Annotated in this window: 23 protein-coding genes and 4 pseudogenes; 13 read left to right on the forward strand and 14 right to left on the reverse strand. The window is 70.7% G+C overall.

The genetic code is table 11. From position 1 onward, the window contains the following. Positions 1 to 28: 28 nt before the first annotated feature. From AC1DWC_RS10040 to AC1DWC_RS10055, 4 genes and pseudogenes are all read right to left on the reverse strand, one after another. Positions 29 to 583, reverse strand: coding sequence for a universal stress protein (locus AC1DWC_RS10040; protein WP_477907644.1), 555 nt, complete (start codon positions 581 to 583; stop codon positions 29 to 31). Positions 584 to 665: 82 nt separating this feature from the next. Then, positions 666 to 1,556 (reverse strand): annotated as a pseudogene (locus tag AC1DWC_RS10045) (sigma-70 family RNA polymerase sigma factor); the annotation flags it as partial. Positions 1,557 to 1,698: 142 nt separating this feature from the next. Further along, positions 1,699 to 3,204: a DUF7782 domain-containing protein gene (locus AC1DWC_RS10050; RefSeq protein ID WP_477907646.1), complete on the reverse strand. Its 1,506-nt coding sequence runs from the start codon at positions 3,202 to 3,204 to the stop codon at positions 1,699 to 1,701. 56 nt (positions 3,205 to 3,260) lie between these two features. Then, positions 3,261 to 3,638 (reverse strand): DUF3099 domain-containing protein, encoded by a 378-nt coding sequence (locus AC1DWC_RS10055; RefSeq protein WP_477907648.1) that lies wholly within the window; start codon positions 3,636 to 3,638, stop codon positions 3,261 to 3,263. Positions 3,639 to 3,718: 80 nt separating this feature from the next. Here AC1DWC_RS10055 and AC1DWC_RS10060 point away from each other — a divergent pair, with 80 nt between their 5' ends. Beyond that, positions 3,719 to 3,955: a DUF3039 domain-containing protein gene (locus tag AC1DWC_RS10060; protein WP_072844000.1), complete on the forward strand. Its 237-nt coding sequence runs from the start codon at positions 3,719 to 3,721 to the stop codon at positions 3,953 to 3,955. Here the strand turns inward: AC1DWC_RS10060 and AC1DWC_RS10065 are convergent. Next, on the reverse strand, positions 3,928 to 5,034 hold the full coding sequence (locus tag AC1DWC_RS10065) for a YihY/virulence factor BrkB family protein (protein ID WP_477907886.1): 1,107 nt from the start codon (positions 5,032 to 5,034) through the stop codon (positions 3,928 to 3,930). The genes AC1DWC_RS10060 and AC1DWC_RS10065 overlap by 28 nt on opposite strands. Positions 5,035 to 5,318: 284 nt before the next feature. Between AC1DWC_RS10065 and AC1DWC_RS10070 the strand changes: the two genes are divergently transcribed. Beyond that, a complete protein-coding gene (locus AC1DWC_RS10070) occupies positions 5,319 to 7,052 on the forward strand; it encodes a DEAD/DEAH box helicase (RefSeq protein WP_477907650.1) in 1,734 nt (577 codons plus the stop codon). Positions 7,053 to 7,104: 52 nt separating this feature from the next. Here the strand turns inward: AC1DWC_RS10070 and AC1DWC_RS10075 are convergent. Continuing rightward, positions 7,105 to 7,236: pseudogene (locus tag AC1DWC_RS10075) on the reverse strand (DUF7455 domain-containing protein); the annotation flags it as partial. 200 nt (positions 7,237 to 7,436) lie between these two features. On the opposite strand from AC1DWC_RS10075, the gene AC1DWC_RS10080 reads away from it, so the two are divergent. From AC1DWC_RS10080 to AC1DWC_RS10090, 3 genes are all read left to right on the forward strand, one after another. Further along, positions 7,437 to 7,793, forward strand: coding sequence for a DUF952 domain-containing protein (locus tag AC1DWC_RS10080; RefSeq protein ID WP_477907652.1), 357 nt, complete (start codon positions 7,437 to 7,439; stop codon positions 7,791 to 7,793). A 98-nt stretch (positions 7,794 to 7,891) separates the two neighbouring features. After that, positions 7,892 to 8,374 carry a cation:proton antiporter regulatory subunit gene (locus tag AC1DWC_RS10085; RefSeq protein ID WP_072843994.1) on the forward strand — a complete coding sequence of 161 codons (483 nt, stop codon included), beginning with the start codon at positions 7,892 to 7,894 and terminating at the stop codon, positions 8,372 to 8,374. A 40-nt stretch (positions 8,375 to 8,414) separates the two neighbouring features. Beyond that, positions 8,415 to 9,626, forward strand: coding sequence for a cation:proton antiporter (locus AC1DWC_RS10090; protein WP_477907654.1), 1,212 nt, complete (start codon positions 8,415 to 8,417; stop codon positions 9,624 to 9,626). Positions 9,627 to 9,664: 38 nt separating this feature from the next. Here AC1DWC_RS10090 and AC1DWC_RS10095 read toward each other — a convergent pair whose 3' ends face one another. The 3 genes and pseudogenes from AC1DWC_RS10095 to ppgK all read right to left on the reverse strand — a co-directional run bounded on the left by AC1DWC_RS10095 (position 9,665) and on the right by ppgK (position 14,317). Next, positions 9,665 to 11,689 (reverse strand): alkaline phosphatase D family protein, encoded by a 2,025-nt coding sequence (locus tag AC1DWC_RS10095; RefSeq protein WP_477907656.1) that lies wholly within the window; start codon positions 11,687 to 11,689, stop codon positions 9,665 to 9,667. A 216-nt stretch (positions 11,690 to 11,905) separates the two neighbouring features. Next, positions 11,906 to 13,309: pseudogene (locus AC1DWC_RS10100) on the reverse strand (RNA polymerase sigma factor); the annotation flags it as partial. Between the two features lie 195 nt (positions 13,310 to 13,504). Continuing rightward, positions 13,505 to 14,317: a polyphosphate--glucose phosphotransferase gene (gene ppgK / locus AC1DWC_RS10105; protein ID WP_477907658.1), complete on the reverse strand. Its 813-nt coding sequence runs from the start codon at positions 14,315 to 14,317 to the stop codon at positions 13,505 to 13,507. Positions 14,318 to 14,454: 137 nt separating this feature from the next. Between ppgK and AC1DWC_RS10110 the strand changes: the two genes are divergently transcribed. Continuing rightward, positions 14,455 to 15,327 (forward strand): inositol monophosphatase family protein, encoded by an 873-nt coding sequence (locus AC1DWC_RS10110; RefSeq protein WP_477907888.1) that lies wholly within the window; start codon positions 14,455 to 14,457, stop codon positions 15,325 to 15,327. A gap of 31 nt (positions 15,328 to 15,358) precedes the next feature. Here the strand turns inward: AC1DWC_RS10110 and cei are convergent, their stop codons facing one another. Further along, positions 15,359 to 16,048: an envelope integrity protein Cei gene (cei, locus tag AC1DWC_RS10115; protein ID WP_072843990.1), complete on the reverse strand. Its 690-nt coding sequence runs from the start codon at positions 16,046 to 16,048 to the stop codon at positions 15,359 to 15,361. Between the two features lie 497 nt (positions 16,049 to 16,545). On the opposite strand from cei, the gene AC1DWC_RS10120 reads away from it, so the two are divergent. Then, positions 16,546 to 16,848, forward strand: coding sequence for a DUF4193 domain-containing protein (locus AC1DWC_RS10120; RefSeq protein ID WP_072843989.1), 303 nt, complete (start codon positions 16,546 to 16,548; stop codon positions 16,846 to 16,848). A 147-nt stretch (positions 16,849 to 16,995) separates the two neighbouring features. Here the strand turns inward: AC1DWC_RS10120 and AC1DWC_RS10125 are convergent. Beyond that, a pseudogene (locus tag AC1DWC_RS10125) lies at positions 16,996 to 17,397 on the reverse strand (DUF3093 domain-containing protein); the annotation flags it as partial. Between AC1DWC_RS10125 and dut the strand changes: the two are divergent. Beyond that, positions 17,377 to 17,913: a dUTP diphosphatase gene (gene dut / locus AC1DWC_RS10130; protein ID WP_477907660.1), complete on the forward strand. Its 537-nt coding sequence runs from the start codon at positions 17,377 to 17,379 to the stop codon at positions 17,911 to 17,913. The pseudogene AC1DWC_RS10125 and the gene dut sit on opposite strands and share 21 nt — an antisense overlap. Next, the gene (locus AC1DWC_RS10135; RefSeq protein ID WP_477907662.1) at positions 17,913 to 18,779 is read left to right on the forward strand and encodes a DUF3710 domain-containing protein; all 867 of its coding nucleotides are present in this window, start codon (positions 17,913 to 17,915) and stop codon (positions 18,777 to 18,779) included. The genes dut and AC1DWC_RS10135 overlap by 1 nt, the downstream gene beginning before the upstream one ends. 32 nt (positions 18,780 to 18,811) lie before the next feature. On the opposite strand, the gene AC1DWC_RS10140 is transcribed toward AC1DWC_RS10135, so the two are convergent. After that, positions 18,812 to 19,534 (reverse strand): alpha/beta hydrolase, encoded by a 723-nt coding sequence (locus tag AC1DWC_RS10140; protein ID WP_477907664.1) that lies wholly within the window; start codon positions 19,532 to 19,534, stop codon positions 18,812 to 18,814. Between the two features lie 137 nt (positions 19,535 to 19,671). Here AC1DWC_RS10140 and AC1DWC_RS10145 point away from each other — a divergent pair, with 137 nt between their 5' ends. The 3 genes from AC1DWC_RS10145 to AC1DWC_RS10155 all read left to right on the forward strand — a co-directional run bounded on the left by AC1DWC_RS10145 (position 19,672) and on the right by AC1DWC_RS10155 (position 21,937). Beyond that, complete coding sequence (locus tag AC1DWC_RS10145; protein WP_072843982.1) at positions 19,672 to 20,052, forward strand: OB-fold nucleic acid binding domain-containing protein; 381 nt, start codon at positions 19,672 to 19,674, stop codon at positions 20,050 to 20,052. Between the two features lie 31 nt (positions 20,053 to 20,083). Then, on the forward strand, positions 20,084 to 20,803 hold the full coding sequence (locus tag AC1DWC_RS10150; RefSeq protein ID WP_477907666.1) for a DUF3159 domain-containing protein: 720 nt from the start codon (positions 20,084 to 20,086) through the stop codon (positions 20,801 to 20,803). Between the two features lie 171 nt (positions 20,804 to 20,974). After that, entirely contained in the window at positions 20,975 to 21,937 is a 963-nt protein-coding gene (locus tag AC1DWC_RS10155; RefSeq protein WP_477907668.1) for a pirin family protein, read from the forward strand. Between the two features lie 140 nt (positions 21,938 to 22,077). On the opposite strand, the gene AC1DWC_RS10160 is transcribed toward AC1DWC_RS10155, so the two are convergent. Continuing rightward, complete coding sequence (locus tag AC1DWC_RS10160) at positions 22,078 to 22,746, reverse strand: potassium channel family protein (RefSeq protein WP_072843977.1); 669 nt, start codon at positions 22,744 to 22,746, stop codon at positions 22,078 to 22,080. Positions 22,747 to 22,855: 109 nt separating this feature from the next. Continuing rightward, positions 22,856 to 23,521: a potassium channel family protein gene (locus tag AC1DWC_RS10165; RefSeq protein ID WP_477907670.1), complete on the reverse strand. Its 666-nt coding sequence runs from the start codon at positions 23,519 to 23,521 to the stop codon at positions 22,856 to 22,858. 206 nt (positions 23,522 to 23,727) lie between these two features. Between AC1DWC_RS10165 and AC1DWC_RS10170 the strand changes: the two genes are divergently transcribed. Further along, positions 23,728 to 25,737 (forward strand): APC family permease, encoded by a 2,010-nt coding sequence (locus tag AC1DWC_RS10170; protein WP_477907672.1) that lies wholly within the window; start codon positions 23,728 to 23,730, stop codon positions 25,735 to 25,737. Positions 25,738 to 25,740: the final 3 nt, after the last annotated feature.

The raw sequence follows: 25,740 nt of genomic DNA on the forward strand, positions 1-25,740 counted from the left end.
CTCAGACGCCCCCCGGTCGCGGGCGGGGTCAGGCCGCGTCGGGCACCACGACGACGGTCCGGTGGCCGTGACGGACCAGGCTGCCGGACACCGAGGTGCCGAGAAGCCGTTCGACCCAGGACAGCATGCGGTGGCGGGGACTGCCGACGAGGATCATCGTTGCGTCGTTCTCCCGGGCGACGGTGCGCAGCAGGTTCGCCGGGTCGCCGCGGGCGCAGTGGTAGGTCCACCGCTGCGTGCACGCGGCCATCAGCCGCTCGGTCTCGGCCCGGGCCCGCTCGAGGTGCCCCAGGACCTGTTCGTCGAAGTCCGGCAACTCGGGGTCGACGGGGATGTCCTCGATGTCGACGACGTGCACCACGTCGAGGTGGGCGTTCAGCGACGTGGCGAGTTCGATCGCGTAGGCGAGCGCGCGGTGGCTGGGGCCGTGGTCGTCCAGCCCGACCACCAGGTGCTGGGTGACCGGGCCGTGGCCGAGCGGGTGCTCGACGCGGGTGCGGTCCCGCCAGTCCCGCACGGGGACCGGCGCGGCCGGGGTCGACGGGACCCCGGTGGGTCGACGGTGCCGGTGGCTGGCGGTCATTGCGCACCTCCGGTGCTCGGCGGTCCAGCACCACCATCATGCTCCGGAGACCGCCCGGGGGCACAGAGCAGAAAGCGGGCCGGCGACGTGAGGGGATGCCGAAGATCTTGCCGATCTGGTCGAGGGTGCGCGGCTGCCCGTCGTCGAGCCCGTAGCGCAGCCGGATGACCTGCTGCTCGCGCTCGTCGAGGGTGCCCAGGACGCTGCGGATGTCGCTGTGCAGCAGGCCCGCGATGACGGCGTTCTCCGCGGACGTCGCCTCGGAGTCCTCGATGAAGTCGCCGAGCGGCGCCTCCTCGTCGCTGCCGACCGGCATGTCCAGGCTGACCGGGTCACGGCTGTGGTCGAGCAGGTCCGCGATCTTCGCGACCGGGATGCCGGACTCGCTCGACAACTCGTCGTCGGTGGCCTCGCGGCCGAGCTGCTGGTGCAGTTCCCGCTTGATCCGGGCCAACTTGTTGACCTGCTCGACCAGGTGCACGGGGAGCCGGATGGTGCGGGACTGGTCGGCCATGCCGCGGGTGATGGCCTGCCGGATCCACCAGGTGGCGTAGGTCGAGAACTTGAAGCCCTTGGCGTAGTCGAACTTCTCCATCGCACGGATCAGTCCCAGGTTGCCCTCCTGGATCAGGTCCAGCAGCGGCATGCCTCGTCCGGTGTAGCGCTTGGCGAGGGAGACCACCAGGCGCAGGTTGGCCTCGAGCAGGTGGCTTCGTGCCGACTGTCCCTGACGGACAACGGTGGCAAGGTCCCGCTTCTTGGCGGGGGTGAGTCGTTTGCGGGTGTCGAGGACGTGGGCAGCGTACAACCCCGCCTCGATGCGCTTGGCCAACTCGACCTCTTCCGCCGCGGTCAGCAGCGCGGTGCGCCCGATTCCGTTCAGGTACACCCGGACCAGGTCTGCGGCCGGGCTCTGGGCGTCCAGATCCTCGGCGGTGGGCCGCGCTCGTTCGGTGGTGGTGGGGCTCGTCATGGCCTGCCTCCTCATCGGCGTCTCTCATATGGCTCAACGCCGATTTGCCACCCAAAGTTCCCGCGAGACCTGCGTCACAATGTCTCTGACCTGGTGTTACGTGGGGGCAGTCCTGAGAACTTGCTGAGAAGGCGACGATCCGCTAGTTCGCCGGGAACCGGTCGGAGCCGGTGCCGTCGGGCAGCACCAGCCCGTGCCGCACCAGGGAGTGGACGAGTGGCGCCGCGGCCGCCGCAAGGTCGGTTGCGTCCTCGCCGTGCGCGGCCGCGAGCAACTCGACCAGTTCCTCCAACGCCAGACCGCCGGGCTGCATTCCGCCGAGCAACGCCGCCGTCAGGTCGTCCACCTCGTGCTGCCAGTTCGGGCCGTCGCCGCGGTGCACCCGCGCGACCACCTGACGCCAGCCCTCCTCGCCGGGCAGGTACACCCGCTCGAGCGCGGTCGAGTCGGCGACCAGGAACCGGTGCTCGAGCACGTCCCGATCCCGCAGCCACCGCACCCGGTCGAAGTAGCCGAAGGCCTCGTCGCCGAGCGGGTCGGTGTAGCCGTGCCGCAGGTCCTCGGCCATCACGTCGCTGACCTCGTCGGTGCGGCGCAGGTAGACGAACCCGAAACCGATGCCCTCGACGTCGTTCTCCTCGAAGTGCGTCAGCCAGGCGTCGGCCTGGGCGGCGGTGGCCGGGTCGCGCGGGTCGAGTCCGGCGTCGCGCATCCAGGTGCCGACGTAGAGGGCGGGATCCGCGACGTCGCGTTGCACCACCCACGCGTCCACGCCGTGCGCGGGCAGCCACGACGCCACGCGGGAGCGCCAGTCCTCGCCGGCGACGTGCACCCACGAGGCCAGCATGGACGCGGTGCCGCCCGGCTCGAGGTGGTCGAGGGTCCGCGAGATCATCAGCTCGCTGGCGCCGTCCAGGTCGAGCCCGGAGTCGCGGTAGGTGTGCTCGACGCGGGCCCGGCCGACGACGAACGGCGGGTTGGCGACGATGCGGTCGAACCGACGTCCCGCCACCGGCTCGTACCAGGATCCGGCGAGCAGGTCGACGTCCACCTCGTTGAGCGCGAACGTCGCCGCCGAGAGGTCGAGGGCCCGCAGGTTCACGTCCGTCGCGGTCACCGACGTGCCGTAGCCGGTGGCGTGCAGCGCCTGGATGCCGCAGCCCGTGCCGATGTCGAGCACCGAGCCGGCCGGGGCCGTGGGAGTGCCGCGCAGCAGCGAGAGCGACGCGTGCCCGACGCCGAGCACGTGGTCCGGGGCGGTCTGCCGGGGCCGGAGCGCGCCGTCGAGATCGGAGAGCACCCAGCGGTTGCCGGCGCCGAGGTCGAGGGGGCGCAGGTCGAGCGCCGCGCGGACCTCGTCGCCGTCGCGCTCGAGCAGTCCTGCCGCGACCGCGTGGCCGAGGTCGACGGGGGCCAGCGCCGCCGCGACCTCGGTGGCCGGGCAGTCGTCGCCGAGGAGGAAAAGCCTGGTCAGGACGCCGAGGCCGCCGGCGTCCCGGGTGGCCCGCCGCACCGGCACCGGTTCGTTGCGTCCGAGTGCGTCGTGGGCCTGCGGGCCCAGCGCGTCGAGCAGCGCGTCGGCGGTGTACTCGGTACGGCGGAGGGCCTCGCGCAGCGGGCCGCAGAGGGAGAGCAGTTCGCGGTTCACCCGCACAGTCTCGCAGGGCCCGGGCCGGCCTCTGCCCGCGCGGACCGGAGGAGCGCTCAGCCCTCGATGGTGTGACGGTTTCCGGGCTCGATCTGTGGCGACGTCGGGGGGCGGTGGTCGTAGCGGCGCGGCTCGTCCGAGCGGCGGGGCGGACGGTCGTTGGCGATCAGCACGGCGATCCACGGCAGGGGGATCGAGGCGCCGATGATCAGCAGGCTGATCCAGCCGTTGTGCCACTCGCCGTAGGCGATCGCGGCGAGTACCAGCGCGGGGATGCGGAAGGCCATCAGGATCGTGTACTTGCGCACCCGGGCGTGCTGCTGGTCCTGGAAGGACTGGGCCGCGTCGGTGATGAGGACCGGATTGCGGGCCGCGTCGTCGCCGCCACCGTCGCCGTTGTCGGTGGGCCGGAAGAATCCCGAACTGGCTGCCATTACTCCAGCCTCCCACTCCGGCGGCCCCGATGCACTACCGGGTCTCGCCGACCAGGGGGCGAATGCGTCATCATGGTGGGGTGAGCACCCAGACCAAGGAACGTCCCGACACCACCACCGACGAGTCGACCGACGACGACGCGCCCAAGTTCTTCCACTACGTGAAGAAGAACAAGATCGCGGAGAGCGCGGTCATGGGCACCCATGTCGTCGCGCTGTGCGGCGAGGTGTTTCCCGTGACCAAGTCCGCGAAGCCGGGTTCACCGGTGTGCCCGGCCTGCAAGGAGATCTACGAGGGGTTGCGCGCGGGCGACTGAGCCGACTGCGCCGCCACCGCGGCCGGAGGCGGCGGTGGCACCGGGTCTTCCGGTTCGACGGCCGCCGAACCGGTCCCGGTGGTGCGGTCGGTCCCGGTGGTACGGATCGGGCCGGTCGCCAGCCGCCAGGTGAGGTTGGTCACCGCGCCGGTGACCGCGCCCGTGGAGTTGCCGGGCGGCGTGCTCGCGGCCGCGGCCGCCTGGGCGGCCAACCATTCGCGCATCTGCTCGATCCGGGTGGCGCGTGCGGGCCAGAACTCCTGGATGGTGGCGTTGAACTGTGCGCCGAGCACGACGGCGAACCCCAGGAAGAACGTGAACAGCAGGAAGGCGATCGGCGCGGCCAACGCGCCGTAGGTGTAACCCGTCCCGGTGATCCAGGTCAGGTACCGGCGCAGCAACGCGCTCGCCGCCATGAAGAACACCCCGGCCAGCAGCGACCCGCCGAGCAGCCGGTGCCAGGGCAGGGACTTGGGCAGCGCGACCTTGTAGAGCGTGGTCAGGCCGGCGATCAGCAGCAGGCCCACCGCCGGGTAGTAGAAGGTGTCGATGGTCTGTGAGCCGACCTCGTACCAGGCCTCGGGCAGTGCCTGGCCGATGAGCGTCGGCCCCAGCGCCACCAACGGCAGCACGAACATCGACACGATGAGAAACATCACGTAGAGCAGCAGCGCGAAGATCCGCTGCCACACCGGGTTGCGGGCGTCCTTCTGCCCGTGCGCCTCCACGATCGAGTCGACGAACGTGGAGATCGCCGACGAGCCCGCCCACAGCGACAGGAGGAAGCCGGCCGAGACGACCTCGGGCCGCCCGCGGCCCAGGACATCGGTGACGGTCGGCCGGATGATCTGGTCGACGACGTTCTCGCTGAACACGGTGTGGCTGAAGGTGATGATCTTGGACTCGATGATGTCGACGGTGTCCGGGCCGAACCAGCCGCCGACGTAGCCGAGGGTGCCCAGCAGGCCCAGGAGCAGCGGCGGAAGGGACAGCGTCTGCCAGAACGCGGCGGTCGCGGCCTTGCCGAAGATCGAGTCCCCCCACGCCTTGACGGCGGTACGGGCGACGACCATCCACATCAGGCGCAGTGCGCTGCCCTCGGGCGGCTCCGTCGCCGCGGGTGCGCCGACCCGCGCGGCCGGCGGTGTGCCGGCGCGCTCTCCCGGGATCGGTTCACTCATGGTGAGTCCAGCATTCCTGACTGCCGGTCGGGGCCGCCGATTGCGGTGGCCGTGTCGGGAAAATTCTGCCACCGCGACACGCGGCGGACCCGCGGGCGGCGTGTCGGGGATGCGGAGAAGGTCGGTCGTCAGGGTTAGGCTCCATCGCGACCGACAGCAGACCAGAAGGAGCGAAAGCGACAGTGCTCACGGGTAACGCCGAATCTCCGCCACCCGCACCCGTCGCCACCCTTCGAGCGTGGCAGCGCCGTGCCCTCACGAAGTACCTGGCGACCAAACCTCGCGACTTCCTCGCCGTAGCCACCCCCGGCGCGGGCAAGACCACCTTCGCGCTCCGCGTGGCGGCCGAACTGCTCGGCGACCGCACAGTGGACGAGGTCACGGTGGTCGCGCCGACCGAGCACCTCAAGCACCAGTGGGCCGAGTCGGCGGCGCGCATGGGCATCGCACTGGACTCGAACTTCTCCAACTCGACCGGGCAGACGTCATCGGACTACCACGGTGTGGTGGTGACCTATGCGCAGGTGGCCGCGCACCCCACCCGGCACCGGGTCCGCACCGAGAACCGCCGCACCCTGGTGATCCTCGACGAGATCCACCACGGCGGCGACGCCAAGAGCTGGGGTGAGGCGATCCGGGAGGCCTACGACCCGGCGACCCGGCGGCTTGCCCTCACCGGTACCCCGTTCCGCAGCGACGACAGCGCCATCCCGTTCATCCAGTACGAGCCGGACCGTGAGGGGCTGCTGCGGTCCAAGGCGGACCACGCCTACGGATACTCCGACGCGCTCGCCGACGGCGTCGTGCGGCCCGTCGTGTTCCTGGCGTACTCGGGCGAGGCGCGCTGGCGCACCAGTGCGGGCGAGGAGTTCACCGCCCGGCTCGGCGAGCCCCTCAATGCCGAGCAGACCGCACGGGCCTGGCGTACCGCGCTGGACCCGACCGGTGACTGGATCCCGGCGGTGCTGACCGCGGCCAACACCCGGCTCGGACAGCTGCGGGCCGGCGGTATACCGGACGCGGGCGGCCTCGTGATCGCGACCGACCAGACCGTGGCCCGGGCCTACGCGAAGATCCTCGAGACCATCACCGGGACGACGCCGACCCTGGTGCTCTCCGACGACCCGACGGCGTCCAAGCGCATCGCCGAGTTCAGTGCGAGCACCGACGCCTGGATGGTCGCGGTGCGGATGGTGTCCGAGGGCGTCGACGTGCCCCGCCTCGCGGTCGGTGTGTACGCCACCAGCGCCTCGACGCCGCTGTACTTCGCCCAGGCCATCGGCCGATTCGTGCGGATGCGCCGCAAGGGCGAGACGGCGAGCGTCTTCGTCCCCTCGGTGCCGGTCCTGCTCGACCTGGCCAGCCAGCTCGAGGTGCAGCGCGACCACGTGCTCGGCAAGCCGCACCGCGAGAAGGACGGCCTCGAGGACGAGCTGCTCGCCGACGCCAACAAGCAGAAGGACGAGCCGGGCGAGGAGGAGAAGGCGTTCACCTCGCTCGGCGCCGACGCCGAACTGGACCAGGTGATCTACGACGGCTCCTCGTTCGGGACGGCCACCTTCGCGGGCAGCGACGAGGAGGCCGACTACCTCGGCCTGCCCGGCCTGCTCGACGCCGACCAGATGCGGGCGCTGCTGCGCGAACGCCAGGCCAGTCAGCTCGACAAGGTCGCCGCCCGCCAGGCCGCGCCCGCCGTCGCCGCGCCGACCGCGGTCGCGGACCGGGTGGCATCGGCGGGGAAGCTGGCGGAGCTCCGCAAGGAACTCAACGGGCTGGTCGCCATGCAGCACCACCGCACCGGCAAGCCGCACGGCTGGATCCACGGGGAGCTGCGCCGGGTCTGCGGCGGCCCGCCGACCGCGATCGCGACCGTCGAGCAGCTGACCGAGAGGATCGCCACGCTGCGTAAGTGGTAGCGGCGCCGCGCCGGGTAAGTGGGCGGCGCCGGGGAGACACACAGCAGAGAGGCTCGTTGGCGTGGTGCTGGCAGAAGAGAAGCTCACCACCAGAGGACAACACCGCGCGGACGCGGGCTCCTGCACCGCACCGGTCGCACCGGTCGGCTGCGGTCAACGGGGGGCTGGTCAGTGTTCCGGGCATGACTCCTCCGTACTGGCTTCCGGTCCTAGCCGGCCGCCTGGGGCCTGGTCCGCCGCGTCGGGTTGGCGCGGTGGATCCACTCTGTCAGACGTTTGGCGTGCCGTCGTTGTTCCCGGCAGCGTTTCTTTGTGGTTTCTCTAACAGGGAACACGCGGCCGCGGTGACGCAGGTCATATCGCGCTCGGCGATAGCCTTCGCAGGTGACGGATCGGACGGACACCCTGGTACACATCTGCACGGTCGAGCAGTGGCGGCAGGCCCAGCGGGCGGGGCAGCGGGTCCCCGAGACCTACGCCGCGGACGGGTTCGTGCACCTGTCCACCACCGGGCAGGTGCACCTGCCCGCGAACCGGTTGTTCGCCGGCCGCACCGACCTGGTCCTGCTCCACCTGGACCCGGACCGGTTCGGCGCCGAGGTCCGCTGGGAGCCGGGGGTGCCCGGGGACCCGGACGCCATGCTGTTCCCGCACCTGTACGGGACCCTCCCGGTGGCCGCGGTGACCGAGGTGCGCGAGTACCTGCCCGGCGCCGACGGGGCATTCGGACCGCCGGCGTAGCGCCTCCGCACGACGTCGCCGGGCGTCGCGGGCGGCGCCGGCGGGCGGCCGGGGAGGTTCCCTCCCCTCGGGTGGCGGCACACGGTTACCGTGGTGGCATGAACGTGGAAGTGACCCCTCTTCCCGGTATCGGTATCCGCAAGGACTTCGAGACCACCACCGGGCGGCGCATCGGTGTCGTCAGTCATCGCGACGGCGGGACCGACCTCATCATCTCCAAGCGGGACGACCCCGACGCGTGCATGGCGTCGATCCCGCTGAGCAGTGACGAGGCGGGGGTGCTGGCGAATCTGCTGGGCGCCCCGCAGCTGGTCGCGCAGCTGCGCGAGGAGCACCGCGAGCTGGCCGGCATCAACACCCGGCAGCTGCCGATCGTCGACGACTCCCCGTTCGACGGCCGGACGCTGGGCGAGACGGCACTGCGGACCCGGACCGGGGTGTCCGTGGTCGCGGTGATGCGCGCCGGGCACGCGTACCCGTCGCCGACCCCGGACTTCAACCTCACCGCGGGCGACCTGCTGGTGGCAGTCGGCACCGCCGACGGCCTCGACAGTGCGACGAAGATCCTGCATCACGGATGAGGTCGGTCTTCCGCACCGGTAGTCCTGCGCGGGGTGGACGGTGACCAGCACCGCGCTGGCCCTGATCCAACTCGGCGCGGTGTTCTTCGCCCTGGGTGTGCTCGGCCGGCTGGCCGGCCGGATCGGGCTCTCGCCGATTCCGCTGTACCTGGTCGGCGGGCTCTGCTTCGGTGAGGGCGGCTTCCTCGAACTCGGTGACATCGGCTCGTTCTCCCACCTGGCCAGCGAGATCGGTGTGGTGCTGCTGCTGTTGCTGCTCGGTCTCGAGTACACGGCATCGGAGCTGATGACCGGGCTGCGCAAGTCCTGGATGGGCGGCGTCCTGGACCTGGTGCTGAATGCGACACCCGGAGCACTGGTCGCGTTGATGCTCGGCTGGGGTCCCGTCGGGGCCATGGTGATGGCGGGCGTCACCTACATCTCGTCGTCGGGGATCGTGGCCAAGGTGCTCGGGGACCTGGGCCGCCTCGGCAACAGGGAGACGCCGGTGGTGCTGTCCATCCTGGTGTTCGAGGACCTGGCGATGGCCGTCTACCTCCCCATCCTCACCGCCCTGCTGGCCGGGGTGAGCCTGCTCGGCGGCCTCAAGGCGGTCGGCATCTCGCTGTGCGTGGTCACGCTGGTGCTCGTCATCGCGCTCAAGTACGGCCACGTCGTGTCCGCGATCGTCGACAGCAAGGACAAGGAGGTCTTCCTCCTCAAGCTGCTCGGCGCGGCGTTGCTGGTCGCGGGCCTCGCGTCGGCGATGCAGGTGTCGGCGGCGGTCGGGGCGTTCCTGCTCGGCATCGCGATCTCGGGGTCGACCGCGCGCAACGCCACCAAGGTGCTCGAGCCGTTGCGGGACCTGTTCGCGGCGATGTTCTTCGTGGTGTTCGGCCTGAACACCGATCCCGGCACCATCCCACCCGTGCTGGGGTGGGCGGTGGTGCTGGCGGTGGTCACCACCGTCACCAAGGTGGCGACGGGGGTGTGGGCCGCGCGGCGGCAGGGGATCGCCAGGATGGGCCAGGCCCGGGCCGGCGCCGCGCTGGTGGCCCGCGGCGAGTTCTCGATCGTCATCGCCGGGCTCGCGGTCTCCGCCGGCGCGGTCGAGGGGGAGTTGGCGGCCCTCGCGACCGCCTACGTGCTGCTGATGGCCGTGCTCGGTCCCGTGGCGGCCCGGGTGGTCGAACCGACGGCCCGCGCGGTGCTGCGCCTGGTGCCGGGCTCGASCGGCGGTCCCGGCGTCACGCCGGTGCCCGCCGGCGACTGAGTCCGCACCCGCGTCTGTCCGGACACACGGAAGCCCCGTCACCTTCGCGGTGACGGGGCATTCGTCGTCTGGTCGGCGTCGGACCAGGCCTCCGGCGGGAACCACGGCGCCAGCGGGCCGTGCGGCGCCCCGGAGGTCGGCCCGCCTGGCAGCCCGTGCAGCTCGACGGCATCGATCTGATCCCGGAACCGCGGCGGCACCGCCGATCGGTCCTCCTCGGCGAACGCCACCATCTGGTGGCCGAGGACGTCCGGCGAGCGCGGCACGTTCTTGTCCTGCCACCAGAACTCGAACACGGCGCGGTCGCGGTCGAGGTCGATGATCCCGTAGCCGTGGTCGACCCACTCGACGAACTGGGCGTTGTGGTTGAGCGTGAGGATCGCAGCCTCGGCGGCGCGCGCGATCTCGGTGGACTCCGCCCGCCCGAGGCCGGTGGCGCCGCGGATCATGTCGTCGGCGCCACCGCGCCCCATCGATGTGGGGGCGAACTCGACACCGACGGACAGGCCTCGGACGTCGTCGGGGTTGTCGGCGCCGGCGAGCACCGGGCCGCCGTTGCCGGTGCTCACCCGCAGCGCCCCGGCCCCGCGGTTCTGCGGTTCGGCACCGTCACGGGTGTTGCGGCCGGGGATCCCCGAGAGATACCCGTCGCCGAGGTACGCCGTGGAGATGACGTCGGACGCGAGATTCCCGTGCGCGTCGCCGGTCACCATGACGTTCCGCCAGATCCGCTCGCCGCGTGCGCCCCGGAGGTGGTCGACGATCGCCTCGCGCTCGGCGGCGTACCGGCCCCAGCGTCCGATGCCGAGCTTCGGCATCTCCACCCCCTGCACGACCTCCGGGATGTCGGTCGGAGCGAACCACGCCTGGTTGCCGATGACCCGCCACCGGGTCCCCCGGTGCGACGAGTCGGTAAGCGTAGCCGTGAGCCACTCGTACTGCCGCCGACCGAGGAGGCTCGGCTGCCCGGGCGGCAGATGCGAGGAGTCGGCGGTGACCCCGTGCACGTCGTGCAACTCGGCGTCGATCCCGACAACGTCGACGAGGTCGCCGTAACGCAGCGCCCGGTAGACGAGCAACGGGTCCTCCGGCACGGGGTAGGAGCCGTCGTCGAGGAGCACGAACTCGCCGCTGCCGTCGGCGCGCACGGGCCGGGTCGGTGTCCACTCGTGGAACGCGCGCACCGTGTCGGCGAGGGTCGTGGTCGCCGACGCCGGGTCGATCCCGGGCGCGTCCACCTCGTTGCCGTAGGCGACGTCGATGTCGTGGTTGTCCCACACGATCATCCACGGGTGCTGCTGGTGGGCCCGGACGAACTGGGGGTCCGAGCGCCACAGCGCGTACCGCCGGCGCACCTCGGCGAGGTCGAGCCAGTCCCGGTTGTCCGGGTGGTCCATGTCGGCGAAGCCGACGCGCGAGCGCACCAGCTCGTCCTTGTCGGGGAAGTCGTAGATGTAGTCGCCCACATGCAGCACGAGATCGAGGTCGTCCCGGGCGGCGATGTGCTCGAACCCGCTCCAGAACGAGGACCAGTACGAGCTGCACGACATCGCGGCGATGCGCACCCGGTCGACGGCGGCACCCGGGGCCGGCGCGGTGCGCGTTCGCCCGGTGATCGAGTGGGCGCCGGAGTGCGTGAAACGGTAGTAGTACGTTGCGGCCGGGGCCAGGCCGGTGACGTCGACCTTCACCGTGAAGTCGTGCTCCGCCACCGGGGTCTGCGCACCGGAGCGGACGAGGGCCGTCATACCGGGGTCGGTGGCCACCTCCCACCGCACGGGGCCGGGGGCGTCGGCCACGCGCTCGGGCATGAGACGGGTCCAGAGGATGACGCGGTCGGGCAACGGGTCGCCGCTGGCGACGCCGTTGGCGAACGGTCCGGGGCAGCACGTGGGGTAGTCGACGGGGCGGGCGGGATCGGCGGACGGCGTGGCGGCGGTCGCGGACGAAGCGTGCCGGAGACCGGCGACCGCGAGGCCGCCGGCGAGGGCGGAGCCGCGCAAGAACGTGCGGCGGGAGGGGCCGCGCGGGGAGATCGGGGCGCGAGGGGGCTGCTCACTCATGGCGGCAAGTGTCGACCACCGCGGGGCGTGCGCAGTGGGGATGCGATGACGGCCCGACGTGCGCCGGGTGAACTGTCGGTGGCGGGAGAGCGTGGCCCTCGGGATCACGGCCCGCGGTGCCCGCCGGGCGACTGAACTGGCGCCGGCGTCGATCGGACACGCGAATGCCCCGCCACCTTCGCGGTGACGGGGCATTCGTCGTCTGGTCGGGACCGACTAGTCCAGGTAGTCCCGGAGCACCTGCGACCGCGACGGGTGGCGCAGCTTCGACATAGTCTTCGACTCGATCTGACGGATCCGCTCACGCGTGACGCCGTAGACCTGACCGATTTCGTCTAAAGTGCGCGGCTGGCCGTCGGTGAGACCGAAGCGCAGGCGCACGACGCCGGCCTCGCGCTCGGAGAGCGTCTCGAGCACCGATGCCAGCTGGTCCTGTAGCAGGGTGAACGAGACCGCGTCCACCGCGACCACGGCCTCGGAGTCCTCGATGAAGTCGCCGAGCTGGCTGTCGCCCTCGTCGCCGATCGTCTGGTCGAGCGAGATGGGCTCACGCGCGTACTGCTGGATCTCCAGCACCTTCTCGGGCGTGATGTCCATTTCCTTGGCGAGCTCCTCGGGCGTGGGCTCGCGGCCCAGGTCCTGGAGCAGCTCACGCTGGATGCGGCCGAGCTTGTTGATGACCTCGACCATGTGCACCGGGATACGGATGGTGCGGGCCTGGTCGGCCATCGCGCGGGTGATCGCCTGGCGAATCCACCACGTGGCGTACGTGGAGAACTTGTAACCCTTGGTGTAGTCGAACTTCTCGACCGCGCGGATCAGGCCGAGGTTGCCTTCCTGGATCAGGTCCAGGAACGCCATGCCGCGACCGGTGTAGCGCTTGGCCAGTGAGACGACCAGGCGAAGGTTCGCCTCGAGCAGGTGGTTCTTGGCGCGGTTGCCGTCGCGGGTGATCCAGTTCAGGTTGCGACGATCGGTGGGGGTCGGCTTCTCGCCGGCCTCCGCCATCTTGCCCATCTTGTGCGTCGCGAACAGACCGGCCTCGATGCGCTTGGCGAGCTCGACCTCCTCCTCGGCGTTGAGGAGGGCGACCTTGCCGATCTGCTTCAGGTACGCGCGGACCGAGTCGGCCGACGCGGTGAGCTCGGCGTCCTTGCGCGCCTGGCGCAGTGCCTCGGACTCTTCCTCGTCCCAGACGAAGTCTCCGGAGGCCTTGTCCTTCTCGGTCGGCTCGGCGGTCTCTTCCTCGTCCTCCTCGACGGCGACGACCTCCACCACCTCGTCGGTGAGGTCACCCTCGGGGACCTCGAGGTCGGCCATGTCGATGTTGTCCTCGTGGCCCTCGGGGTCGCCCTTCGCGGCGGCCTTCTTGGCGGGGGCCTTCTTCGCGGCCGTCTTCTTGGCGGGGGCCTTCTTCGCGGCGGCCTTCTTGGCGGGGGCCTTCTTGGCCGGCGCCTTCTTCGCGGGGGCCTTCTTCGCTGCAGCCTTCTTCGCAGGTGCGGTGCCCGTGGCCGCCTCGGCGGACGCCGATTCGGTGCTCGGTTCGGCGGTCTGACTTGTATCGGTGGCGGCCACGTACGCCCTTTCGTGACGGTGTCGTGCGGCGTCACGCCAGAGTGATTTTCCGGCGGAGAGGTCAGTTGAGTTTCGCCGGCATCGAGCCGGGCCCCACCATTGTAACTATCGATTCGGGCGTTGATGTCCAGATGCTGGTCGACGCGGTGATCGGGGCGTGTGCTCCGGGGTCGAGACGCTACGCCGCCGGGGTCGAGAGGCCGCGCCGCGGGGGCGGGAGGCCGGCGCGGCGCAGCCCGGTCAGCGGGCCGGGGTGGAGTGGGCGGCTAGCGCGGCGCCCACGATGCCGGCGGTGTTGCGCAGCGTGGCGGCCACCACCGGGGTCCGGTTCGTCAGGTGCGGAATCCACTTCTCGCCCTTGCGGCTGATGCCGCCACCTGCGATGAACAGGTCCGGCCACAGCAGGTCCTCGAACCGGGTCAGCACCCGCGTGACCTCCTTCGACCAGTCCTTGTAGGACAGGTCCTGCTGCTCCTTGACCGAGGACGCGGCCCGGTGCTCGGCCTCCTTGCCGTCCACCTCCATGTGTCCGAGCTCGGTGTTCGGCAGCAGGACGCCGCGGTGCAGGATCGCCGAGCCGATGCCGGTGCCGAAGGTCAGCAGCACGACGACGCCGTCGACGTCCTTGCCGGCGCCGTAGCGGTCCTCCGCGATGCCCGCCGCGTCGGCGTCGTTGAGGACGGTCACGGGGCGACCGCCGAGGGCCGCGGAGAACAGGGCGCGTGCGTCGGTGCCGATCCAGGACTTGTCGATGTTCGCCGCGGTCCGTGCGACGCCGTCGGTGACGACCGAGGGCAGCGTGAGCCCGACCTCGCCGTCCCAGCCGGCCTGCGTGACGATCTCGCGGACGGTGGCGGCGATGGCGTCGGGGGTGGCGGGCTGCGGCGTCTCGATCTTGATCCGGTCACCGATCAACTCGCCGGTCTCGAGGTCGACCAGGCCCCCCTTGACGCCGCTGCCGCCGACGTCGACGCCGAACCCGCGTCGCCCCGAGACGTCGCCCGCCGAGGCCGCCGCGACGGCGGGGGACAGGTCGTTCACCGATTCAGCCATGGGGGCCACCCTAGTGGTCGCACTCTGCGGCCGGCACGGCCAGGGAAGAACTCGCGCGGCCGGATCGAGGTGAGGCACCATGGGGCGTGCCACTTTTCGAGAACCATCCCGCTGTCCGAGCTCTCCCGGCGCCCGACCTGTCGGCCGGATCCGACGACCCGGAGGTGTTGCGCGGCGTGGCGGTCCGGATCGCCGTCGAGGCCGCCCAGCACGTGCGGGTCCGTCGTCCCGAGGTGTTCGGCGCGGTCGGCGGAGGCGCCGCCGAGGCCGACGACGCGGTGGCGACGAAGTCCACACCGACCGACCCGGTCACCGTCGTCGACACCGAGACGGAGGAGCTGGTCCGCGCTCTGCTGGCCCGATGGCGCCCGGCGGACGCGATCCTCGGCGAGGAGGGCGGCGGAGCCGCGGGCCGGGTCGACGGGGTGCAGTGGATCGTCGACCCCATCGACGGCACCGTGAACTTCCTCTACGGGATCCCGGCTTTCGCGGTGTCGGTCGCGGCGCAGGTCGACGGCGTCTCCGTGGCCGGTGCCGTGGTCGACGTCGCGGCGGGCGCGGTCTACTCCGCCGCCCGGGGTGGCGGTGCCAGCCTGCACGAGGCGTCCGGCGAGGTGCACGCGCTGCGCTGCAACCCGGTCACCGACGTGTCAATGGCGTTGCTGGCCACCGGGTTCGGGTACGCGCGGAGCCGTCGCGTCCGGCAGGGCGAGTTGATCGCGTCGGTGCTGCCGCGGGTGCGTGACATCCGCCGGATCGGGTCCGCGGCGCTGGACCTGTGCATGGTCGCGACCGGCCGGGTGGACGCGCACTTCGAGCACGGCCTGAGCCCCTGGGACTGGGCGGCGGGCGCGCTGATCGCGTCGGAGGCGGGAGCGGAGGTGCGACTGCCCGCGCCGGACTCGACCAGCGACGACGGCCTGGTGACGGTCGCCGCCGCACCCGGCATCGCGGTCGAGTTGGACGCGATGTTCGACGAGCTGGGGGTGTTCGCGCCGATCCCGGCGTGAGGTTCGCCGGGCCGACGCCGCCCGGGGCGGCTCAGCAGCGCGTGGTGCGGGCGGCCTTGAGCAGGTCGATGTCCACCGGTGCCGTGGCGCTTCCGCCGGGCGCGGGGTTCTTCAGCGAGGCGAGCACCTCCTCGGCGTCGGTGTTCGGCTGCAGTTCCCGGAAGTAGGTTCCCAGTGCCAGGTCCACGCTGTCGTCGGCGCGCTCGTCCTGGATGAGCTCGGCGCAGGGCTCGATCAGCCACAGCGTGCTGGCCGCCGCCATTCCGTTCGGGCCGAACCGGATCTGGCCCTGGCACTGCATGTTCTGGTCGACGTAGACGGGGTCGTTGCCGACCTGCACGTCGGGGGCGCTGGCGAATCCGTAGTCGCTCAGCTGCGAGGCGACGTGGGCGGCCTGACCGCGCTCGCCGTTCGCGTTGAACACCCGGACCCGGGTCGCCGACAGCGCGGCCGGTTCGACGTCGAGCATGGTGTCGGGATTGACCTTCGCGCCGAGCGGCTGCGGGGCGGGCGCGTCCGGGTCCAGTGTCGCGGGTGTCTGCGGCAGGTTGCAGGTGACCGTGGCGGAGAGCACCTCGTCCTTGGTGAGGATCCGGAACCACAGGACGGAGCCGAGCACCGCGAGAACGCCGAGCAGGGCGACGACGGGCAGGGCGCGACGGCGTCGGAACGGCCGGCCGTTCTCGTCGCTGCTGTGCCCATCGGCGATCAGTGAAACCACGATTCGTCCTGACCTCTCGGTGTTCGGGTGCCGGTTACCGCGGGCGGCGACCGACTCGCTGGGTGCAACTCGCTGGATGGTGCTCGGGAACGAGTCCCAGCGCAAAGCTCGACCCACTGTAGAGAAGGACAGCTTAGAGAGCCGTGAGCCTGGCGTCCGGCGCGGGTCGGCGCGTCGCGGCGGGCGGCGGTGAAGGCCGTCACGATGCCCGGAATGTCTCGCTTCCCGTCGGCGTTTATCTCGATTGTCGGACGGTTTTCGGGCCTCGACGAATAGGACTGCGACATTTGCGCCGAGTTCGGCTATTGTCTGGCGGCCCCATGCTGACAGAACGTGGGTGTCGATAGTTGGGAGTCGACTGTGAATGTGGCACAAGTCATATTTGCTGACGTTAACTTCTGGGCACCATTTCGAGAACCAACGCGTTATGCAGCCACGTGTCCCACGGGACACGGTGAACGGGATCGAATCATCAGAGAGGACGAGGGGAAGACGAGATGGCAACCGACTACGACGCACCGAGGCGTTCGGAATCCGACGAGGTATCGGAGGATTCACTCGAGGAGTTGAAGGCTCGGCGCAACGAGGCACAGTCCGCGGTGGTCGACGTCGACGAGTCGGATACGGCGGAGTCCTTCGAGCTGCCGGGCGCGGATCTGTCCGGCGAAGAACTGTCCGTCCGGGTCGTACCGAAGCAGGCCGACGAGTTCACCTGCTCGAGCTGCTTCCTGGTGCATCACCGGAGCAGGCTCGCCAGCGACGCCGACGGCGTGCTGATCTGCATGGACTGCGCCGCCTGACGACGATGCAGACGTGCCGCGGCGCGAGTGGCGCCGTGTGCCGTGGCCGGACCGTGAACGGTCCGGCCGTGGCGTAGTGCGGCCGCATCCAGCCCAGGTGCGACGCGCGTGCCCCGAACCACGAGAGCGGTGCCCGGCCTCCATGGCGACCCAGGTGCGGTGCTGGACGAAGGCGGTCGGGTCGAGCTGACGCCCCAGGGCCGCGGACTTCGCGGTGCCGGGAACCACCGCGACCCGGGAGATGACGTCGAGCGGCAGCCTGGCGCGGCCGACGCGGAGTTCACCCGGGCTGCCGGGCGCCCCGTCGACGACCTCGACGCGGAGGCGGCTGAGCCACAGCAGTCCCCACACCGGGAACGGGAACAGCAGCACGTAGGGCAGCCAGGCGAACAGTCCGGGCGCGCCCATGTGGATCTCGGCGGCCAGCAGGCCGGCCACGCCGAGGCCGGCGAGCCACCACCAGATCGGAACCCACAGGCGTTCGGAGTACCGCGGCGCGGCGGCCGGGTCGTGGGTGGCGGCAGGGGCATGTTGCGGGTTCTCGGGCACGCATCCAGAGTAGTCTCGGTGCACGTGAACGATCTTCCTGCCATCGAGCTGCTGCGCCTCGATCCCCAGATGCCGGTCCCGACACGGGCGCACGAGGGGGACGCCGGCGTCGACCTGTGCTCGACCGTCGATGTGACCATCGAGCCAGGCGAACGCGTGCTGGTCGGCACCGGCATCGCCATTGCGCTGCCGGTCGGCACGGTCGGGCTGATCCATCCCCGTTCCGGCCTGGCCGCAAAGTCCGGATTGTCGGTGGTCAACACGCCCGGCACGGTCGATGCCGGCTACCGCGGGGAGATCAAGGTCTGCCTGATCAACCACGACACTCGCACCGCGGTCGAGATCCGGCGCGGCGACCGTATCGCCCAGCTGCTGGTCCAGCGCGTCGAGTTGGTCACCTTCGTCGAGGTCGACTCGCTCGACGAGACCAGTCGCGGTGTGGCAGGTCACGGCTCCACCGGCGGTCATGCGATCCTGCATGCGGTGTCGGCACTGCCCCAGGAAGAGGCGCATTGATGTTCGGACGTAAGAAGAAGGACGCTGCGCAGGACGCGGCAGCGGACCGTTTCGCGGACCTGCGCGACGATGCCGCGGCGGAGGTCGACGTGGACGCGCCGACGGGTGTCGAGGACCGCGGTCCCTACGACCTGGCGGACCTCGACGGCGCGGAGCCGACCGAGGGCGAGAACGGCCCCCGGCTCGACCTCGGGTCGGTGCTGGTGCCGATGCCCGAGGGCGGCCAGATCCAGGTGGAGATGGCGCCGGACGGCACGCCCCAGGCCGTCCACCTGGTGACCGTGCTGGGTCGGATCACGGTGGCGGCGTACGCCGCGCCGAAGTCCGCCGGTCAGTGGCGCGAGGTCGCCGCGGACCTGGCCGACTCGCTGCGCAACGACAACGCCGCGGTCAGCGTGGAGTCCGGTCCCTGGGGCCGTGAGCTGCACGCCGTCACCCCCGGTGCGGACCTGCGCTTCATCGGCGTGGACGGTTACCGGTGGATGATCCGGTGCGTCGTGGCCGGTCCGGCCGGGTCCGTGGGCCTGGACTCGCCGCTCGCCGAGTCGGCGCGGGAGGTGCTGCGCGACACCGTCGTCCAGCGCGGCGACGAGCCGCACCCGGTGCGCACCCCGTTGCCCGTGGTGCTGCCGCAGATGCTCGCGGAGCAGTTGATCGCGGCGCAGCAGCAGCAGTTGCAGGCACAGCAGGAGCAGGAGCTCGCGCAGCAGCAACAACAGCAGGTCCAGCAGCAACAGCCGCAACAGCCGCAACAGCAGCCGCCGGTACCCGAGCAGGCCGCCGTGCTGCCCGAGGAACCGGCCGTCCAGCCGCCCGAACAGCGTCCGGGCGGCGGGGGATCGGCCATGCAGCAGCTCGGCCATTAGGCGCCGAGTCAGCAGGTAGGGGCGGGGGCCGGTCAGCCCACGGGCCGCCGGGACAGGGCGTCGCTCAGGGCCGTCAGGCAGGCCCGTCCCAGCACCCCGGCATCGGCGCCGATCGCGTCCAGGGTGGTCGTCGCGACGGCGGCGACAGGCAGCGCCGCCGCCCACTCCGCGGCCACCTCGTGCGGGTGAACCGGGTCGTCGGTCGCCGCACAGATGCCGACGGGAACCGTCATCCGTGCCATCTCCGCCTCGGTCAGCCCCCGGTAGCCGGACGCCTCGTCCAGCGCCGACGGCAGGTGCGGCCACTGCGAGCGCCACGACCGTTCGAGTTCACCGCCCAGCCAGGCCGGGCTGGTCTCGATCATCGCCGAGGTGACGGCGTCGAGGCCTTCGGCCCGGAGTCGGCCGGCCGTGTAGGCGGCGCTCATGGCCGCGGGTGCGCCTTCCGGGGACCCGGTCCAGGCCGGCAGCGCCGCCAGCACGCCCGCCGCGCGGGACGGGTGTTCAGCGGCCCAGGCGAGGGCCACGGCGGCGCCGATGGAGACGCCGCCGGCGAGGATCGTGCCGTGCTCCGCGGCCACCTCGTCGAGGGCGTCGAGGTAGCTGCCGACCACCCGCCGCGGATTCGGTTCGACCGCGATCACCCGCACTCCCACCTGCGACAACGCGTCGGTGAACGCCCTCGTGGCGAAGGCGGCGTCGGATCCGGTTCCGGGCAGGACCACCGCGACGGGCGGCAACTTCTGGTGTGGCATACGTCGATACTGCCTCGTGCGTGAGGCGGGTCACTCGGGCGGTGTGGGTTGACGTCTGCGATCGGGGCTACAGTTGCGGATATACAGCCCTTTCACGCGGAGCGACCGTCGCCCCGCACATGCTCCAGGAGCGCGTTATGGCACTCGCGGCCACCGGCTACTTTCGTCGGCTCACCCATCGACTCACCGAGGACATCGATCAGCTCGATGCCGAGGAGATGATGGCCGAGTCGGCACATGCGTCGGGCGCTCAACGCGCCCGTGACTGTGCTTGTGGTGAAGAGGTCACCATGTACGGGCGGCTGCGCGCGGTCGCGGCCTGTCCCAAGGCGTCGGCCGCCAGCGTGGAGGCCGAGTTCTTCGACGGCACCGACGCGGTGACCCTGGTGTGGTTCGGTCGCCGCCGCATCGCGGGCATCGAATCGGGGAAGAAGATCCTGGTCCGAGGGCGCCTCGGCGACCGCAACGGACTGAAGGTCATCTACAACCCCTACTACGAGCTGCAAGGCGACTCGTAACCCAGTCGCCCGTCTGTGGCACCCTCGTGTGGTGGCAGACGCGCAGCGGGATCAGCAGACCATCCTCGAGCAACTCGGCGGGATCAGCGGGTTGGTCTACTCGACCCTGCCCATCCTGCTGTTCGTGCCGGTCAACAGCATCTGGGGGCTGACCGCCGCGATCTGGGCCGCGCTCGGCGCGGCGGCTGTCGTCCTCGTGTGGCGCCTGGCGGTGAAGGGGACCGTCCAGCCGGCGATCTCCGGCTTCATCGGTGTCGGTGTGTGCGCGTTCATCGCGCACCGGACCGGTGACGCCAAGGGCTACTTCCTGTTCGGGATCTACACCAGCCTGCTGTACGCCGGGGTGTTCCTGGTGTCGATCCTCGCGCGCTGGCCCCTGGTCGGTGTGCTGTGGGGCTTCCTCAACGGCCACGGCAACAGCTGGCGACGCGCCCGACCGGCGGTGCGGGCCTACGACATCGCGACCGCGGCGTGGGCGCTGGTCTTCGGCGCCCGGTACCTGGTGCAGTCGCAGCTCTACGACACCGACCACACCGGCTGGCTGGCCTTCTCCCGGATCGCGATGGGCTGGCCGTTGACGGCCCTGGTCATGGTCGTCACGGTGTGGGCGGTCCGGCGGGCCGACCGGGTGGTGGACGCGGCCGGCCTCGATGCCGACGACGCGGCGAGTGCCGACACGGCAGTTACGGAGGCCGAAAGTGATGTCTCCGACGTCGACGGGACCGAGACCGGGAATTCCCGCGACAGGTAGACCGACATCACAATTGCGTGTCGTGGTGAATTGAAAGTCGGATGTCCCGGTATATCGTCGGCAATTTCTGCTACACGTTCCAATCGGTCCGCCGATTAATGAAACAAACGTCCATTTCCATTCGCCCGGTGCACCCCTCGCAGACCTTGACGACGCCCGTACCGTCGAGGCATGAGCAACCTGGAAACCGCGCCCCGCGAGACCGTCTGCGGCGGGCTCGGTGACACGGCAGCGACCCCGGTTCTGGAGACGTACGCGGGCCGCGACGTGATGTTGGGCAACACGCCGGTCCGCCGGATACTGCCGAACCTGGGCCGACGTCTGGTCGGCGCGTGGTGCTTCGTCGACCACTACGGTCCCGACGACATCGAGTCCGAGCCCGGCATGGCGGTGCCGCCGCACCCGCACACCGGCCTGCAGACCGTCAGTTGGCTGCTGGAGGGGGAGATCCGGCACCGCGACAGCATCGGCAGCGACCAGCGGTTCCGTCCCGGCGAGCTGGGGTTGATGACGTCGGGTCGGGCCATCTCCCACGCCGAGCACAGCCCCGCAGGGCACAGCCCGCTCCTGCACGGCGTCCAGCTGTGGGTGGCACTGCCGGACCAGGACCGCTTCACCGCGCCGTCCTGGGAGCACCACGCCGAGCTGCCGGCGCTCTCCGGGCGGGGCCACCACACCACGGTGATCCTGGGCGAGGTGGACGGGGCCCGCTCGCCGGGTACCACCTTCAGCCCGCTGGTCGGCGCCGACCTCACCGTCGGCAGCGGGGTGACCGCCCGGTTGCCCCTCGAGCGTGACTTCGAGCATGCGGTGCTCGTGATGTCGGGCATCGTCGTCGTCGACGGGGTCCAGGTCGGGCCCGGGTCGATGCTCTACCTCGGCTGCGGACGCACCGAGGTCGCCGTGCACGGCGAGGTGGACTCGCGGGTCATGCTGCTCGGCGGCGAACCGTTCGAGGAGCAGATCGTGATGTGGTGGAACTTCGTGGCCCGCAGCCACGAGGAGATCGTCGCCGCCCGCACCGAGTACTCGAACGGCACCGGATTCGGGGTGGTCAACGCCTACGACGGACCGCAGCTGCCCGCGCCGGCACTGCCGCCGGGAGCGTTGAAGCCGGGCGGCCGCACCCGCTGACCGCCGCCGGTCGCTCCGCAGGCTCCGCTCCTGCGCGCTCCCCAATGTCACATTCGGTATCCAGGGGACACCGAATGTGACATTGGGGACTGGTCGGCGGGGACTGGTCGGCGGGGACTGCGCCGAACGGAAAGGGGCCGTCAGCTCAGGCGCCGGACACCGACCGCCTCGCGCAGTTCGTCCTCCACCTCGTGGGACGCCACGAACAGCAGCTCGTCTCCGCCCTCGATCGGGTCGTCGGGCTGCGGCACGATCACCCGGCCGCCGCGCAGGATGGTCACCAGGGCGGCGTCGCGGGGCAGCTGGATCTTTCGCACCGGCTTGCCGGCCAGCGGGGTGTCGTCGGACAGGGTGATCTCCACCAGGTTCGCCTGGCCCTGCCGGAAGGTCATCAGGCGGACGAGGTCACCCACGGAGACGGCCTCCTCGACCAGCGAGGCCAGCATCCGCGGCGTCGACACCGCGACGTCGACGCCCCAGGACTCGTCGAAGAGCCACTCGTTGCGGGGGTCGTTGACCCGCGCCACGACGCGCCGGACCGCGAACTCGGTCTTGGCGAGCAGGCTGACCACGATGTTCGCCTTGTCGTCGCCGGTCGCCGCGATCATCACGTCGTAGGACTCGAGCTTCGCGGCCTCGAGCAGCGCGAGCTCGCAGGCGTCGGCGTGCACCCACAGCGCCTCGGGCAGGACGTCGGGCTCGACGTGCTCGAGCTTGCGTTCGAGCAACATGACGTGGTGCTCGCTGCGGATCAGCTCGCGGGCGATCGACCGCCCGACGGCACCGGCTCCAGCGATTGCGACCCTCATCGGGTCCCTCCGATCAGGTTGGTGGACGGACAGGTCACGGCCGCCGACGCGGCTGCTGCCACTGCTGCTGCCGCGGCTGATGCCACTGCCGCTGCCGCGGCGGGGGCGCTCACGCGTCCGCCGGCGGCGGGGTCGTGGCCAGGGCGAGGGCCTCGGCGGCCCGCCCCGACACCGCGGCGACGTACACCTGGTCGTCGGCCTGGATGACGGTCTTGCGGTCCGGCAACACGCCGGTGCCGAACCGGATCAGGAAGGCCACCCGCGAGGCGGTGAATTCCTCGAGCTCCGCGACCGAGTGCCCCACCCAGTCCTCGTGCAACGCGAGTTCGGCCACCTCCACGGTGCCGGTGGGATCGCGCCACTTGGTGGTGTCGGACTCCCGGGTGAGGTGGTGCAGGAACCGGTCGGTCGTCCACGGCACGGTCGCGACGGTCGGGATGCCCAGGCGTTCGTACACGGCGGCGCGCTTGGCGTCGTAGATCCGCGCGACGACCCGGCTGACGCCGAAGGTCTCCCGGGCCACCCGGGCGGAGATGATGTTCGAGTTGTCGCCGGAAGACACCGCCGCGAACGCCTCTGCCCGCTCGATGCCGGCCTTGATCAGCACGTCGCGGTCGAATCCCATGCCGACCACCCGCTTGCCGGTGAACTCGGGGTCGAGCCGCCGGAACGACTCGGGGTCCCGGTCGATGATCGCGACCTCGTGGCCGATCCGGCTCAGACCCGCCGCGAGGGCAGATCCGACTCGGCCGCACCCCATCACGACTACATACACCGCTGGCCTCCGCTCGTCGGGCTCCCGACGCTCTGGTTGGGGTCGCCGCGGTGGCGGCGACCGGTCGGTGGAACGCTACCGCCCCCGCCGCGGCGGTGCCGCGCGCCGTCGGTATTCGGCGTCGCCGGCCCGTGCCGTTGTCCGTATTGGACCGCGAGTTGGCGTGCGATGGCACTGGATCGGTTCCGACGGCTTACGCTTTGCCAGTGTCAAAGCTCTCGACCGCCACGAAGCGGCTGTTGGTGGGTAGACCGTTCCGAAGCGACAAGCTGGGGCACACCCTCTTGCCGAAGCGGATTGCGCTGCCCGTGTTCGCATCCGATGCGATGTCGTCGGTCGCCTACGCACCCGAGGAAATTTTCCTGGTGCTGTCGGTGGCCGGCATCTCGGCATATGCGTACACCCCGTGGATCGGCCTCGCCGTCTGCGTCGTGATGGCGGTGGTGGTGGCCAGCTACCGCCAGAACGTGCACGCGTACCCGTCCGGCGGCGGCGACTACGAGGTGGCGACGACCAACCTCGGTCCGAATGCGGGGCTGACCGTCGGCAGCGCCCTGATGGTCGACTACGTGCTCACCGTGGCGGTCTCGATCTCCTCGGCGGCGTCCAACATCGGTTCGGCGGTGCCGTTCGTCGCGACCCACAAGGTGCTGTTCGCCGTCGTGGCCATCGTGCTGCTCACCGCGATCAACCTGCGCGGCATCCGGGAGTCCGGCACCGCCTTCGCGCTCCCGACCTACGCCTTCATCGTCGGCATGTTCGTGATGCTCGGGTGGGGGCTGTTCCGGATCTACGTGCTCGGTGACGACGTGCGCGCGGTCTCGTCCGGCTTCACGTTGAACGCGGAGGACCAGCACCTGTACGGGATCGCATTCGCCTTCCTGATCGCCCGCGCCTTCTCCTCCGGCTGCGCCGCGCTGACTGGCGTCGAGGCGATCAGCAACGGCGTCCCCGCGTTCCAGAAGCCCAAGTCCCGCAACGCCGCGACCACCCTGCTGCTGCTCGGCACCTTCGCGATCGTGCTGCTGATGGGCATCATCATCCTGGCCCAGAAGATCGGGATCGTGTACGCCCACAACCCGGCCGAGCAGCTGTCCGGCGCGCCCGAGGGCTACCAGCAGAAGACGCTCATCGCGCAGCTGGCGGAGGCGGTGTTCGCCGGCTTCCCGATCGGCTTCTACTTCATCGCGATCGTCACCGCGCTGATCCTGGTGCTGGCCGCCAACACGGCCTTCAACGGCTTCCCGGTGCTCGGCTCCATCCTGGCCCAGGACCGCTACCTGCCCCGCCAGCTGCACACCCGCGGCGACCGGCTCGCGTTCAGCAACGGCATCCTGTTCCTCTCCGGCGCGGCGATCGCGTTCGTGGTGGTGTTCGGGGCCGAGGTCACCAAGCTGATCCAGCTCTACATCGTCGGCGTCTTCGTCTCGTTCGTGCTCAGCCAGACCGGCATGATCCGGCACTGGACCCGGCACCTGAAGTCCGAGACCGATCCGGCGCAGCGCCGGCGCATGCATCGTTCCCGGGTGATCAACTCGATCGGCCTGGCCATGACCGGCGCGGTGCTGATCATCGTGCTGATCACCAAGTTCGCCGCCGGCGCCTGGATCGCGATCGTCGCGATGATCGCGATCTTCCTGGTGATGAAGTCGATCCGGCGGCACTACGACAACGTCGCCGCCGAGCTGGACGAGCAGGAGTGGGACGGCGTGCTGCCCAGTCGGACCCACTCGATCGTCCTGGTCTCCAAGCTGCACATGCCGACGATGCGCGCGCTGGCCTACGCCCGTGCCACCCGGCCGGACACCCTCGAGGCGGTGACGGTCAACGTCGACGAGCCGGACACCCGCGCCCTGGTGCGCGAGTGGGAGCGCAGCGACGTCACGGTGCCGCTCAAGGTGATCGAGTCCCCGTACCGGGAGATCACCAAGCCGATCCTCGACTACGTCCGGCGGGTCCGTCGGGACTCGCCGCGGGACGTGGTGACGGTCTTCATCCCCGAGTACGTGGTCGGACACTGGTGGGAGCAGATCCTGCACAACCAGAGCGCGCTGCGGCTCAAGAGCCGGCTGCTGTTCCAGCCCGGCGTGATGGTCACCAGCGTGCCCTGGCAGCTCAGTTCGTCGGAGAAGGCCCGCGAACGCGCCCGACGGATCGAACCGTCGGCGGCGCCGGGCGCGACGCGTCGGGGTTTCGACGCACCGGAAGGCAAGTAGGTA

Source organism: Rhodococcus sp. P4_C10 (assembly GCF_056402135.1).